The following is a 13,284-nucleotide window of genomic DNA, read 5'->3' as shown; positions in this document are numbered from 1 at the left end:
TAACGCCGCCACCGCGGGGCCGCCGGGATCTGTGTCGCGGCCGTCGGGGGGTGGCCGGCGGCGGCGTGGTGCGGCCGGCCACCGGGGTTCAGGCGGCGAAGCCTCCGTCCACGGCGATGGCGGCGCCGGTGACGTACCGGCCGCCCTCGCCCGCGAGGTGGGCAACGGTCGCGGCGACGTCCGAGGGCTGCCCGTAGTGGCCGAGGGCGGTGAGGCCCTTCTGCGTGTCGGAGCCCGGGCCGTCGGAGGGGCGGCACGCACCACGCAGCAGGACCGGAGCGATCGAAAGCGAGGACGACACGGACGCGCAGCAGGCGAAGGACCGGGTGGACGCATCGGCGTATGGGAGCGCTTCGACCGCTACACCCAGGACGCCGACGCGGGCGAGGCCGCCACCAAGCTCGACGAACTCGGCTTCACCGGCGCGTGGATCGGCGGCGCAACCCCCGACGACGCCGCGCGTCCTGGCCGCCCTCGGAGCCCCACGCACCCGCGCCGTCCCGGTCACGCCCCCGGGATGTCCGGGGCCGACAACCGGGCAACCGGGCAGCCCCTGGCCCTTCTCGCCCAGCCGTCATGCCGAATCACCCGGCTCGCCACTGCCCCACTCGCCGACCGCGGTCACAGGGTCACCTTGCAACCGGGACGGAGACTCGCGGAATTGCCCGCACCCGTGGACAACCTGATCCGTCCGTTCGTCGCCGAGGCCGGGAACACGCCGCGACCGTACGCCGAACGAGCGTTCGCGACCTTTGCGTTCGGCAGCCGGAGGGTCACTTGTGCGGAATGTTGGTGGCGATCGAGATGTTGGACCCATGGGACCAGGCGCATCCGGGACGGGCAGGCCGGCGATCGTCTCGACGTACGGAAACGAACGGAGCTCTCACGATGGATGTATTCATCATCGGGACTACGGGCAAAATCGGTGGTCTGCTTGCGCAGGAGCTTCTTTCCAGGGGAGATTCCGTTCACGGGCTCGTGCGCCGCGATGAACAGCGGGCCGACCTCGCAGCGCGCGGCGTCCATGCGGTAGTCGGGGATCTTGCCGACATGTCCGTGGAAGCGCTGGCGGTGGTCTTCGGCAACGTCGACGCCATCGTGTTCAGCGCAGGGTCCAACGGCGGGAGTACGGAAACCACAAAGGCGATCGACGGCGATGGCGTCGCAAAAGCGATCGAGGCGACGCGGCGTGCCGGAGTCGACCGTCTTGCACTTGTTTCCGTACTCCCGGAGTCGTGGCGGGAGCGCAACCTCGGCGAAGACGTGGAGTACTGGGTCTCCTCCACCCAACGGGGCATGCGCAGGTCGTCCGGCCGACCAAGCCGGACCACGTTGCCCAGTCCGGTGGGGTAGTTGACTTTGCCCTAAGGTCATCACGCATGAGCTCTCCTGACGATCAGAATTTCGGCGTCCAGGTCGACGTCCGGGTGCGGCAGGCCGATCTTGGCCGAGACGGCTGGGCAAGCACGATCGGCATGGCCCGCTGGCTGGAAGACGCCCGGATTCGGCTGCGACTGCTCCGCTTCGAGCGCCTCATCGGTCTGGGCGGGTTCGGCCCGTACCAGATTCTGCTCGTCGGCCAACGGGTCAACCGGCTCGCTCAGGCTGGACCGACCGGTACCCGCGTTCAGGTGCACACCGGCGTTCGCCGGGTCGGGCGCTCCTCATTCACCTTCGAACAGGCGATCGTGGTCGGCGGCAAGCATGTGGGCAGTGGCGACGCCACTGTCGTGCTGGCCGACAACTCGGGGCCGCTCCAGCTTCCCGACGAGTTGATCGCCGATCTCGCCGAGATGCAGCTACCGGAGACAGGATCGTCGGCAGCTGCCCGTCCACGCCCAGAGCGCCTGCAACGTGCCCACTACCCGTATTGGGCCCCGCTGCGTTCCCGGATCGGTGACGTCGACTCCAACCAGCACGTCAACTTCATCGCACTGGCCACTTGGTACGACGAGACCGTCGCCACGTTCACCTTGCACTCGATCGGGACGAGCGGTGCGGACTCGGTGCCGGATCTACCCCCTTGGTCGTACCAGATCCAGTATCTCGGTGAGGTGACCTACCCGGGCGACTACGAGATCGGGCTCACGGTCCGCTCCGTCGACACCGAGTCCGTGCGCTACGAACTCGGTGTCTTCCGCGACAGCACCTGCCTGGGCGTGGCCGACGCCGTCGGCCCACTCGGCAAACTGACCGCCGAAGCCCTGGAAATGGCCCGGGCAGCGGACTGACCACGGTCTCTCGAGGGCAGGCCCAGGTTCATCCCGACATCGCGGCCCCTGCGGTAGACGAAGGGCACTTCCACCCAGTTGCGGGGACGGTGGTGCTCGTCGGCGAGGTGGTCGATGCGTACGGCGTCCGGGCCGGTTCGGGTGATGCGTTCGGTGCCGTCGAGGATCGCGCCGATCGCGGCCTGGCGGACGAGCCGGCCAGGCTGCCGATCCGCCCGGCGGTGCGGGCGTGGGAACGGCGCTCGGTCACTTCGGCGTGGGTGGAGCGGTGCCGTCCCGGTGTGATGCGGCGCGATGAGGAAGCTGGGCGCGGAGGCCGTCGATGATCACGCGGAGTTTCCACGCGGCCCGCGTGTTCTGGTCGCCGCCGGTGAGCCTCGGTACGAGGGCTCGCAAGGTGGGGTATTGCTCGGCGGGCAACGCCCGGAAGGTGGCGTCGAGTCGGGCGGTGAACGTCTCGGACCCGGTCGGGTCGGCACCGAGCCGGGCGCCTACCGAAGCCCGCCGGGGTTGTGGGTCGCCGGCGTTCTCCAGTGCGGTCGAGTACATGTACTGGCCGAGCAGGTCGATGCCCCAGGAGCAGGCGTCGTCGTCGAGGCCGCCCGTCCGAAGCAGGCGCGCCAACTCCTCGGTCAAACGCAGACTGTGAGGGCCGGGGAGGGCGTCCCGCAGGCCGACCGAGGCGATGTCGTTGTGGTCGGCCAAGGCGGCGACGATGCGCCCGACGAGCAATTCGAGGCGGATACGCCAGTCGCCGGCGCCCTCGTCCGGCACGACCACGTCGGCCACCGCGTGGTCGAGGACGAGCGCCATCAACTCGTCGTTGGGGCCGCCGGCGGATGTTCGTCCTGGGTGCCGCCGGGTTCACGGTGGCCTCCGCGGTGTGCGCGGCGGCGCCTTCGCCGGCCGTGCTCGTCGCGGCTCGGGTGGCGCAGGGCGCACTCGGCGCGTTGATGATCCCGCAGGGGTTCGGCGTCCTGAGCGCGGTGTTCGACGAGCGCGAACGCGGCCGCGCGTTCTCGACGTTCGGACCGGTGATGGCGCTCGCCGGGGTCGGCGGCCCCGTACTCGCGGGCGGCCTCATCGCTCTCGACCCTGCCGGACTCGACTGGCGGCTGATCTTCCTGATCAACCTCCCGCTCGGCGCACTGACCGTGGTCGGGGCGCTGCGGTGGATGCCGGCCGACCCGGGCGACCCGCTCGTACGGATCGACCCCCTGGGCGCCGCACTCGTCGCGACGGGATCCGCGCTCGTCGTCCACCCACTGATCCAGGGCCGGGAGGCGGGTTGGCCGTGGTGGACGTTCGCGGAGATCGCCGCCGGCATCGTGGCCTTCGCCGCCTTCGGACGGCGTCAACGCACGAGCCGCTCGCCGGTCCTGGTACCCAGCCTGCTGCGCAAACCCGCGTTCGTCGGTGGCCTCGCGGTCACCGCCGCGTTCTTCACCGGCCTCGGCGGACTGCTGCTCGTCCTGTCCCTCCACCTCCAACTCGATCTCGGCCGGTCCGCATGGGGAACCGCGCTCTCCCTGTCGCCGCTCGCCGCGGGCATCGGGCTCGCCTCACTGGCCGCCCCGTCGGTATCCCGCCGGCTCGGCCGCTCGCTCCTGCACCTGGGGCTGGGCGTCGAGGCGCTCGGTACGCTCGGCCTTGCCGCCGTGGTCGCGTCGGGATCGCCGGCCTGGACGCTGTCGATACCCATCCTGGTCGTAGGTCTGGGCGTGGGGCTGGTGTCCGGCACGCTGGTCCAGTCGATCCTGGCAGCGGCCGAACCCGCCGAGACGGGCAGCGCGTCGGGCGCCCTCAACGCACTCCAGCAACTCTCCACGGCCCTGGGCGTCGCGGTGCTCGGCACCGTGTACTTCTCCGCCCACGACTCCGGCTCCACCGACCCGGGAGCAGGCGGCTTGATCATCGGCGCATTCGTGGTCACCGCGACCTGCCTGGTCGGCGCGGCCCTGGTACTCCTGCTGCCTCGGACCCGTACCTCGTAGACACAACACCACCGACCGGGGCGCCCCCGGCCCGTCCCGGATCAGCCTGCATCCCCGCCGGACCCGTGACACCGAACGAATGACCGCATCACCCCGCAACACCCGCCATACCCATAAGCCATCACCCATATATCCGTAACCCCATCCACCACGTGAGGACCGCCGTCATGAGCAAAGTGATCGTCTTCGGAGCCAATGGCCGCACCGGACAGCTCGTCGTCCGCGAAGCCCTGAGCCTGGGGCACGACGTCACCGCCGCGGTGCGCGAGCCCGCCCGGTGGCAGCAGCCCCCGACCGTGGAGGGCTCGCCCGGCACGGGGAAGTCGAACGTCGTGCGGGCCGACGTACGCGACGCCGACAGCGTGCGCTCCGCCGTCGAGGGCCACGACGTCGTGGTCTCCGCGATCGGTCCCCCGGGGCGGCACGCACACGGGCTCTACTCCGACGCTGCGCGGGCCCTGGTGTCCGGGATGGAAGGCGCCGGCGTACCCCGGCTGATCGCGATCACCTCGGGCGGAGTCCACCACCGCGACCCCAACTTCCCCTGGTGGTACCGCAATCTCGTCACTCCGCTGGTTCGGGAGTTGTACGACGACATGCGGTTGATGGAAACGATCGTCCGCCGAAGCGCCGTCGACTGGACCTTCGTCCGCCCCGCCCGATTGCAGGACGAACCCCCCACGGGCAACTACCGCGTCCTCGACGCGAGCAACCCCAGGGGCGGCCGTAAGGTCACGCGCACCGACCTCGCCCGCTTCATCGCCCGCGAACTCGACGAACACCGCTGGTCCCACGCTGCCCCGACCCTGGCCGAGTGACCCACGACGTTTTCGAACGGTCGAGATCGGCCGCGGCGGATTCGAGAAGTTCCCGCAGTGCGACGAGGTTCGTACCGGCGTTCACCACTCGCCGAGTCCGGCAGCCACGAACGACATCCGCACCCGCCTGGGCGAAGGCTCCGGGATGCCGCCTGTCAGCGGCCAGTCCGGATTCCCCACGTACGGCCAGTTGCGATGTCACTCTCCGTCTCGCCGTAGCCGATTCCTAATCTTGTTGTCAAGCGGCGAGTGTGACGGGTGGTGTGGGCTCGTAGCACCGTCCGTCACGCAGCAGGGCCCACAGGACGTTGACGCGACGGCGGGCCAGAGCAAGGACTGCCTGGGTGTGCCGCTTGCCCTCGGCCCGCTTGCGGTCGTAGAAGCGGCGGGACTCGTCGCAGTACCGGATGCTGATCAGCGCGGAGGTGTAGAACACGCGTTGGAGGCGCCGGTTGTAGCGCTGGGGGCGGTGGAGGTTGCCGCTGACCTTGCCCGAGTCGCGCGGGGCCGGGGCGACGCCGGCGAACGCGGCGAGGCGGTCGGGGGTGGCGAACGCGCTCATGTCGCCGCCGGTCGCGGCGAGGAACTCGGCGCCGAGCAACGGCCCGATGCCGGGCATGCTCGTGATCACGGCGGCGTGTTCGTGCTCGCGAAACCGGCCCTCGACGAGCTTGTCCGTCTCGGCGATCCGCTCGTTGAGGGCCATCACCTCCCTGGCCAACGTGTGGACCAGCCGTGCTGTGATCTTCTCGCCCGGCACCGCGGTGTGTTGGCGCTCGGCCGCTGCGACGGCGCCGGCGGCGAGCTGCGCGGCATTGCGAACCTTGCGGTTGTGCAGCCAGGTCTCCAGTCGCCGGGCGCCCGCGCGGCGGATCGCCGCCGGGGTCTGATAACCCGTCAGGAGAACCAACGGTCCGACATTGGTGAGGTCCAACTCCCTTCCAAGGCCGGGAATATTCCGGTCAGCAGGGCTCGGAGGCGGTTGATCGAGCGGGTGCGGTCGGCGGCGAGGTCCATACGGTGGGCGGTGAGGAGCCCCAGCTCGACGGTGAGCTCGTCGCCGGGCCGCAGCGGGTGCAGGTCGCGGCGGACGCGGGCCTGGTCGGCGATGATCGCCGCGTCCTTCGCGTCGGTCTTGCCCTCGCCCCGGTAGCCGTCGGCCGCACGGTTGACGACCCGGCCGGGAATGTAGAGGAGGTGCTGGTCGTGGTTGACGAGCAGCGCGATGAGCAGGCCCGCGGCGCCGTCCGTGAGGTCGACGGCCCACACCACGTCCGTGTCCAGGGCCAGGACGTCCGCCACCAGGTCGAGCAAAACCGGCTCGTCGTTGGCCACCCGGCGCGAGAGCAGCCGCTTCCCGTTCTCGTCGATCGCCACGCAGTGGTGGTGGGTCTTCCCCGCGTCCACCCCGGCCCAGATCCTCGCCACAAGCGCCTCCGCAAGTCTGTCGGTTCGTGTTGTCCCGCAGACGACCTCGCCGTCGAGTCCCTACACAGCGACCGAATCGCAGTTCCTAATCAGCGGCCGAGTCGTCGCGGGGTGCCGGGCGGCAAATCGAACAAAGCCACGATCGGCAGACGCCTGAAAGCCACACCCGGCACCCCTGGGTGGGAGAACCCTACGAATGGCTCGCCCTGCCCATCAACAAGGTAGGGACGCCTGATGCGGCCGGTCGTGTACAGGCGAAGGGGCGGCCGGCTGGTTCGTCGGTGCCTACCGTAGGCAATCAGCTGTCGTCTGGGGTGTCCTGGTCGTCTTGGGCGAGGAGTTCTGCCGTGAGTTCCATGCATCGCATCCGGGCGGGAGAGAAGTCGTAGGGCATTTTGGTGACCGCTTCGAAGGCGCTCATCTGGGAGACCTCTTCGCCCGTCAGGTCGGCGTCGTAGATCTCGAAGAGCTTCTCCTCAGCCGCGTCCAGCCCGTCCGCCTCGATGGCCTGCACCAGGGCCTTGTGGTGGGCACAGTGCTGCGCGGCGAGTTCTTCGACACGCGGGTCATGGGGATCGACGCTGTCGTCGAGGGCGGCGTCGGCCGCCTCGAGGCGGTCCGCGTCGGCCCGCAGGTCGGGGTGGGTGGCCAGCACGATGAACACGCTTGCCTGGACAGCGGCTCCCAACGGCCCGAAGACCCGTTCCGTGACCAGCAGGGCGTCCAGGTCGGAAGGGCACAATGCGCCCGGAGGCAGGTGGCTAAGCCGGTCCGTCACCAGTTGGGAGAGCAGACCCAGCGGGCTGCCCACGGCCCGCAGGCGCTGGACTGCCGCGCGCTGACGCTTGATGTCGGCCTCCTGAGCGGCCAGGGTCTCCTCCAGCCGGCCCAGGGTCTCCTCGATGTCCCGGGCTCCGTCGAAGGCGGCCCGCATGTCGTCCAGGCTGATTCCGGCCTCCGCCATCTTGCGGATCGACAGCAGGCGGATCATGTCGTCGTAGCCGTAGCGGCGGCGACCGTCTCCGCCTCGCTCGGGCTCCGGCAGCAGACCGATCTGGTGGTAGTGGCGGATGGCGCGTGGGGTGGTCCCGGCGAAGGCGGCGGCATCACCGATCTTGACCTGGCGGGGAGGCGTGACGGAGGGGTACATCGCAGAGCGAGCCTTTCTTGCGGTGGTGCCTCGACGACACCACATGCCGCTACGGCAGGTGCAACAACACGCATCTCGACACCACCGAGAGCCAGGCCCTGATCACCACCGGGCCATCCGCCGCCATCGCCGAACCGAGCACGCCGGAGCCTCCTTCTGTCTTCACCCGTGAGCCGCTGAGCGATGTGGAACATCAACACAGAGTGACCATCGGCAGCCGGATACCTCCCCACCAAATGGCCGTCACCGGGGAACTCCAACTGGCCGCTGACAGCCGCCGTCGCATGGTCGGCGGACCCCCGGAGCCTGCGGCGCCTCGGCCGTGCGGTTGCGCGTCCTGCGCCTCCACGACGACCCGGTCGTCGATGCTCAGCGCGAGTGCTTCGTGCCGGGAGTGGTCCACGGGCCGGTCCGTGTCCTCGAGGAAGTCCTTGAAGCGCCCGTACAAGGTGCGGCAGCGCGCCGAGTTCGCCTGGTTCGGCCGCGCGGTGAGGCCCCACACGCCGTCGTGCAGCGCATCGAGGATCGTCACCAGGTTGTCGCCCGACAGGATGACCGTCTGCATACCGCTCTTGTGCTTGACGAAGCGACCGTCGGGCAGGTTCGGCGCCTTGCCACCCGCCTCGATCCCGATGTACGCGTCGGCGGATCACATGGCCCCGTTCGCCGTGAGCGGCCCGAATGCGTGCCACCACAGCGCGGCGTCCCGCCCGACGACGTCCTTCCGGGCCTGTCCTGGTGCTCTCGCACCGGCATGCCCCCGCCGCTGCGCCGCGCCGATCCCCGCCGGCGTCGTGGTTCGCGCGTTCGGGAGTCGACGGTCCGTCCGAGGACGTAGCGTCCACTCTTGATCGGCTGAATTCGGTGCTCGAGACGTCAGGTCGTGTACGGGTCCAGTGCCGGTGGCCGACGGCGGCCAGGTAGCCGGGGAAGAACTCCCGCAGGTGGGAGGTCGGTTTGTTGCCGGCCTGGGTTCGGTCCCAGACGGCGTCCTGCTGGGCACGGGCAAGGACCGCGACGGCCTGGGCCAGTTCGGAGTCAGCAGGAAGCGTGCGGTGGGCTGCGGCGTCGGTGCGCAGGATGTTCGCCGGCACCATCGCGTCCACGTGGTCGGACTTCTTGCGGGAGACTGTGTGTCGGTCCCGGTACCGGGCGGCGGCCATCGGATTGATGGCGTAGACCGGGCGGCTCGTCGCCCGCAGGCAGGCGACCAGAAGACCACGGGAGGTCTCGATGGCCACCGGGACGGGATCCTGCGGGGTATCGCCGTGCTCGGCGAGCATTCGAAGCAGCTGGTCGAGCCCTTCCGCGGTGTCATCGACGCGAGCGCGGGCCAACAGCGAGCCTGTCTCGTTGACCACGGCCATGTCGTGATGGTCGCCGGCCCAGTCGATGGACATCCGCGACGCCGACGCCGCCCGCGACGTCCTTTGGCGGCTGCGGCTGACCAATCCGGGCATCGTCGTTGCCTGGGCCGACTCCGCCTACGCCGGCCAGCTGGTGGACTGGGCCGCCAAACTCGGCATCACGCTCAAGACCGTCCCGCGGCCGCGGAACCAAAGAGGGTTCGTCGTCCTGCCCAAACGCTGGGTGGTCGAACGGACGAACTCGTGGACGCTACGGGCCCGCCGGAACGTCCGGGACTACGAGACCCGGCCCACCCACAGCGAAGCACACGTCAACTGGGCCGCGATTGCCGTGATGACCAAACGCCTCACCCGCAAGGGCGCCACCGTCATCCGCACCGCCGACCCCTGGCGCAAGAAGTACGAGCAGCCGGCCGCCTGACCAGCACGTTCAACGAGCCGTTCAAGGAGGGGGCCGAGTACCTGCCCGGCCGTGACGGCAGCTCCCTCGCGCGCCTGACCAAATACGGCATCAACAACTGGGCCCAGGCTCCTCGAAGGGGCTCGACCCAAGGCCGGCCCCGGCCGACCTGTTCCGCCGCTGTTGTCCCCGGTCGGCGACGGCAGCAGACCGGTCAAACCGCCAGATGCCGGGGCCGGGCGTCCGCACGCCCATACGCGAGCACCTGGGCGAGGACTTCCCGGAATCCACGTCTTCGGTGGAGTCTTCTCCGGTGGAGTCAGCGTCGTCGACCGTCCACGTGGTGCCGTGGGCGGTGCCGCCCTCGAAGTAGACGTGTTCGATCATGGGTTCATGATCCGGCCGTGGGCGACCGGCTTTCGGTGCGTCGGTGCGTCGGTGCGTCGGTGCGTCGCGGTGTACCACTTGCCTGCCGGCATCGCCGGTGGGTTCCGGCTCTCTCGCAGGACGGCCGATCGACAGCGCCTGATGACGCGCGTGCCGCGTAGTACGGAAGCCGGTCCATCGTGGCTCCCGCGAGGTCGGAAGCTGGTTCAATCCTCGGTGGCCGAGCACGCCGACGACGCGTTCCGGATGTGAGTCCCGCGCCACGCGTTCGGCCAGGACCGTGGGGTCGTTCGCGGTCCACTGGTGCGCCGTCCCGATCGCGTTCGCCGCCTGCTCCGGGACGTCCCTATTCTTGGGAAGGCGCCGGATTGGACGCGGGCGATGAAGGTCGACGGACTCGGCGGGCGGGGCAGGAACAAGCAACGGACGGTGCGAACCGAACCCGAAATGCCCCACGGCGGAAGCACGTTCCTCGCCGAAGAGTCCATCAGGGCCATGGGCGGCGACGTGACGGTTCACGTGAGTGGGCCCTGCACGGGGGAACGTGAGCGTGCTCCCCGTCACACCGTCGGGAAGACATCACGCGCGACCGACCCCCGACACGGTGATCGCCGGTACCGGGCGGTGCGGCGCGCCCACCTCGGCGGGTCCGGGTTGTCGCCCGGGCCCCGGAGGCTCAGCCGTCGACCGTGCCGCGTGACTGGCGGACGAGGTCGGCGTTGCCGCGCAGGGCGTCCAGGACCTGGGCGTCGATCCGGGCCCGGCCGTGCTTGTCGCCGCACGGGCACAGGCGCCATCCGTCGAATTCGATCCGGTCGGCGATAGCCCCGGGCTGATGGACCGACAATGGCCGCTCGGGAAGCCGACCTGCGATCGTCGTTCGGTCGGACCGGCAGTGGAATCGGAGTCACCTCGGCCGATTGGCGCGTCTTCGGGATTGGGCGGGCCCTTGTCTTTGCCTGCGGTTTGTCCCTCGGCCGGCCTCGCTCTCAGCCCATGGCGGGTCCGCGCGGTTCCTGTCTCGTCTCTCTCGAGTTGCGGTCCTCGCGTTGACGAGGCGTTCGTTCGACGCCCTGACCGACGGGGGTCGAGGACTGCGCAGACGAGCCGGCTCCCCGGGTCGAACGGACCGGGGTGAACGAGCGGGCCACAGTGGCCAGGGTTCCGTCGGCCCACAGAGTTCTCGGGTCGGGTACGCGAAGATTCGGGATTGTGGGGTCCTCGCTTCCTCGAGTGGTCTCGGCCGTCGTCTTCGTCCCGGCCACGGGGACCGGCACGGGTACCGGTACCGTCGCCGGAGAGTCGGGCGACTGCGGCGATGGCGATTCGCGTTGTGGCTTGGGGATCGATGCCGTCGGTTCGGCGGAAACGCTCGGGCGGATCCATGGGTTGGGGGGAGGTAGCGGCAGGAGTGGTTCACTGGCCGCCGCCAAGAGATATGTGTTGTTTTCCGGGACGTATCCCGATTTCCAAGCACGGTCAAGCTCGGTGACCTGCATGCCGTGCAGGAAGGCATCCAGAAAACGGGGCCGGTCGTCGGCACTTCGATCCAGGTCCCACATCAACTCGGCGAACAGGTCTTGGGTCAGGCCCTTCCGCGAGTCCCCGCCGAGAACGGCACCGGCCACCGTGTCCGCGTCCAACTCGTCTATGGTGCTATTGGCGTAGGTACCGATCTTCGCTGCGACCGCAGCGGCCGCCTGTTGGTTGCGGAGCACCGTGTCGGAGCCGAAATAGTTCTGATGAAGGTCGGCTTTCAAATTGCTGATCTTTCCGGGATCCGCGCCGGACGCCTCGATGTTCCGAAGTTCATTGCCGTAGCGGTGCACGACCGCTCCCCAGATGGCCTTCAGTTCGTCGGGTCGCACGCTGTTGAGCACGGTTTCCTGAACGCTGCGTTGCAGTTTCCCGTTTCTCCTGAGGGCGTCTGCGACCCAGGAAATTCCATGGCCGAACTCGTGGACCGCCGTGCTACCCACGCCAAATCTACGCTGCGCGCCGAAGGCGTTTCTCTCCTCACGCAAGAGGTCGCGAAGAAAAGTTTCCCGATTGTCGGCTCTGAGAACCGTGGAGCTGAACCACACCCCTAGCTGCGAGGGGTTTTCGCCCTGTGTGGCCACCGCACGGGCGATGGGAAAACGTTCGGGAGGAGTGTCGTCGATCGTCACGGTCCGCAGGTCGACCTCGCCATAATGCCTGGCCATGACGAGCAAGGAAAGAGCGGTCATCCTTGCATGCAACGGATCTGTTTCCGGATGTATCGTAACGAATGCCTTGCCTTTGTTGCCTCGTATATCCGTCAAGCCCTCCCGCAAATATTCTTGGATTTCACTCGTTCCCGTCAACCGGTCGAGCGTCCAATAATCACGGTAGTTTTGGGCGGCGACCGGATCCTGCAACGACGCATCATAGGCAATCCGATCCATGCGGGACCGCAGAGCTTGGGCCGATTGGAATTCCGCCCAGGATCGGGCCATCGTCCGCTGGTGCGCCTCCCGGGCCTGTCGGCTTATCGATGACAACGGTGCATCGCTTTCGTGGCCTGTTTCGGATGAACTGTGTCTGACCGGTCCCGTTGCCGGCGCCGTTGCCGGCGCCGAAGTCGACGTGTGGGCGTCTGCGGGTGGCGGATCGGCAGGCGTCGTAGGAGATTCTATCCGTCCTGCACCTGGGAATCCGCGGGGAGTTACCACCGCAGGAGTCGGGCTCCAGGTCGGAGATATAGGCTTCCGGACTTCACGATTCACGGTTCCGACGGGCGCAGCGTCTACTGGGAGCACCTGGGCAACCTTCAGTCGTGCCCGGCGTCGGTGCCGGATCCGGCATCGTTCGGCCCGGCCGGGAGCGCGTCGGCCTGCACGGCATGTTCCGTTTGCCCTTTCCGGGATCCTCCTTTGTCCGGCCGGAGGTCTCCTCCAGGGCTGTGAGGACCTCCTCGCTCACCCGCGTGCCCGCTGCGTCGTGGTCGGCTCGAAGCACCGTGGAATCCACGCTTGCCAGGGACATGTCCACCTGTCCACGGCGGGGGGCTTCGGCGATGATCACGTAGCGGGCCCGAGGCTGCTGCACCGACGGCGATCAGCGCCACCGCGATCGCTGTCACGGAGATCGCGGTGACCTCGGAGTCGGGCCCGGGGACGGACAGGTCCAGCATCACGGATCCCGCCAACTGCCCGGTGATGACGCCCAGGCCCAGGACAAGCACACTGAGACGACCGACTGCCGAGACGGCGATGAGGATCCCCACCACGCCCACGGGCCCGCCGAGATACATCCATGGTCGGGCGGGAGCGAAGTGGGGAACGCGGTGAGGAGGTCGTGCGCGATGAAGGCGAACCCCAGCGTGAGGGTACCGATCAGAAGGTTCAGCAAGGTCGCAACATAGGCGGAGCCGGATGTCCGCCGCACATGCCCGTTTACGGCCTGCTGCCAGCTCACGCACATGCCGGCGATCAGTGGCAGGGCCGGCAACCAGTAGGGCACATGCGCGTCGACCTGCCCCGTCAAAC

11 protein-coding genes and 4 pseudogenes are annotated in these 13,284 nt (G+C 68.8%); 5 read left to right on the top strand and 10 right to left on the bottom strand.

All coding sequences use genetic code 11. From position 1 onward, the window contains the following. Window positions 1-88: 88 nt before the first annotated feature. Window positions 89-250: pseudogene (locus OG928_RS33315) on the bottom strand (SDR family oxidoreductase); the annotation flags it as partial. Between the two features lie 638 nt (window positions 251-888). Here OG928_RS33315 and OG928_RS33310 point away from each other — a divergent pair. Together OG928_RS33310 and OG928_RS33305 are read left to right on the top strand one after the other, a co-directional pair. Next, window positions 889-1,353 carry an NAD(P)H-binding protein gene (locus OG928_RS33310; protein WP_331765724.1) on the top strand — a complete coding sequence of 155 codons (465 nt, stop codon included), beginning with the start codon at window positions 889-891 and terminating at the stop codon, window positions 1,351-1,353. 26 nt (window positions 1,354-1,379) lie between these two features. Then, complete coding sequence (locus tag OG928_RS33305) at window positions 1,380-2,231, top strand: hypothetical protein (RefSeq protein ID WP_331765723.1); 852 nt, start codon at window positions 1,380-1,382, stop codon at window positions 2,229-2,231. Between the two features lie 246 nt (window positions 2,232-2,477). Here the strand turns inward: OG928_RS33305 and OG928_RS33300 are convergent, their stop codons facing one another. Next, window positions 2,478-3,044: a TetR/AcrR family transcriptional regulator C-terminal domain-containing protein gene (locus OG928_RS33300; RefSeq protein ID WP_331765722.1), complete on the bottom strand. Its 567-nt coding sequence runs from the start codon at window positions 3,042-3,044 to the stop codon at window positions 2,478-2,480. Window positions 3,045-3,070: 26 nt separating this feature from the next. Here OG928_RS33300 and OG928_RS33295 point away from each other — a divergent pair, with 26 nt between their 5' ends. Both OG928_RS33295 and OG928_RS33290 read left to right on the top strand, forming a co-directional pair. After that, window positions 3,071-4,225, top strand: a complete 1,155-nt coding sequence (locus OG928_RS33295) for an MFS transporter (RefSeq protein ID WP_331765721.1) — start codon at window positions 3,071-3,073, stop codon at window positions 4,223-4,225. 167 nt (window positions 4,226-4,392) lie between these two features. Continuing rightward, window positions 4,393-5,043 (top strand): SDR family oxidoreductase, encoded by a 651-nt coding sequence (locus OG928_RS33290; protein ID WP_331765720.1) that lies wholly within the window; start codon window positions 4,393-4,395, stop codon window positions 5,041-5,043. 238 nt (window positions 5,044-5,281) lie between these two features. Here the strand turns inward: OG928_RS33290 and OG928_RS33285 are convergent. The 4 genes and pseudogenes from OG928_RS33285 to OG928_RS33270 all read right to left on the bottom strand — a co-directional run. Continuing rightward, a pseudogene (locus OG928_RS33285) lies at window positions 5,282-6,471 on the bottom strand (IS110 family transposase). A gap of 298 nt (window positions 6,472-6,769) precedes the next feature. Continuing rightward, complete coding sequence (locus tag OG928_RS33280; RefSeq protein ID WP_331765719.1) at window positions 6,770-7,621, bottom strand: MerR family transcriptional regulator; 852 nt, start codon at window positions 7,619-7,621, stop codon at window positions 6,770-6,772. Between the two features lie 193 nt (window positions 7,622-7,814). Next, window positions 7,815-8,186 (bottom strand): hypothetical protein, encoded by a 372-nt coding sequence (locus OG928_RS33275; protein ID WP_331765718.1) that lies wholly within the window; start codon window positions 8,184-8,186, stop codon window positions 7,815-7,817. A 310-nt stretch (window positions 8,187-8,496) separates the two neighbouring features. Further along, window positions 8,497-9,021: pseudogene (locus tag OG928_RS33270) on the bottom strand (IS110 family transposase); the annotation flags it as partial. On the opposite strand from OG928_RS33270, the gene OG928_RS33265 reads away from it, so the two are divergent. Next, window positions 9,014-9,409 (top strand): transposase, encoded by a 396-nt coding sequence (locus OG928_RS33265; RefSeq protein WP_406291368.1) that lies wholly within the window; start codon window positions 9,014-9,016, stop codon window positions 9,407-9,409. The pseudogene OG928_RS33270 and the gene OG928_RS33265 sit on opposite strands and share 8 nt — an antisense overlap. Before the next feature lie 90 nt (window positions 9,410-9,499). On the opposite strand, the gene OG928_RS33260 is transcribed toward OG928_RS33265, so the two are convergent. The 4 genes and pseudogenes from OG928_RS33260 to OG928_RS33245 form a co-directional block, all read right to left on the bottom strand. After that, a complete protein-coding gene (locus OG928_RS33260; protein ID WP_406291367.1) occupies window positions 9,500-9,775 on the bottom strand; it encodes a hypothetical protein in 276 nt (91 codons plus the stop codon). 676 nt (window positions 9,776-10,451) lie between these two features. Continuing rightward, a complete protein-coding gene (locus tag OG928_RS33255; protein ID WP_331765717.1) occupies window positions 10,452-10,622 on the bottom strand; it encodes a hypothetical protein in 171 nt (56 codons plus the stop codon). Between the two features lie 142 nt (window positions 10,623-10,764). Further along, on the bottom strand, window positions 10,765-12,201 hold the full coding sequence (locus tag OG928_RS33250; protein WP_331765716.1) for a hypothetical protein: 1,437 nt from the start codon (window positions 12,199-12,201) through the stop codon (window positions 10,765-10,767). A gap of 365 nt (window positions 12,202-12,566) precedes the next feature. Further along, a pseudogene (locus OG928_RS33245) lies at window positions 12,567-13,258 on the bottom strand (DMT family transporter). Window positions 13,259-13,284 lie beyond the last annotated feature (26 nt).

The sequence above is a fragment of the Embleya sp. NBC_00896 genome (genome assembly GCF_045207785.1).
Taxonomy (GTDB): domain Bacteria; phylum Actinomycetota; class Actinomycetes; order Streptomycetales; family Streptomycetaceae; genus Embleya.
Note: the sequence above shows the minus strand (reverse complement) of the source record. Positions and strands in the feature narration are given on the sequence as shown.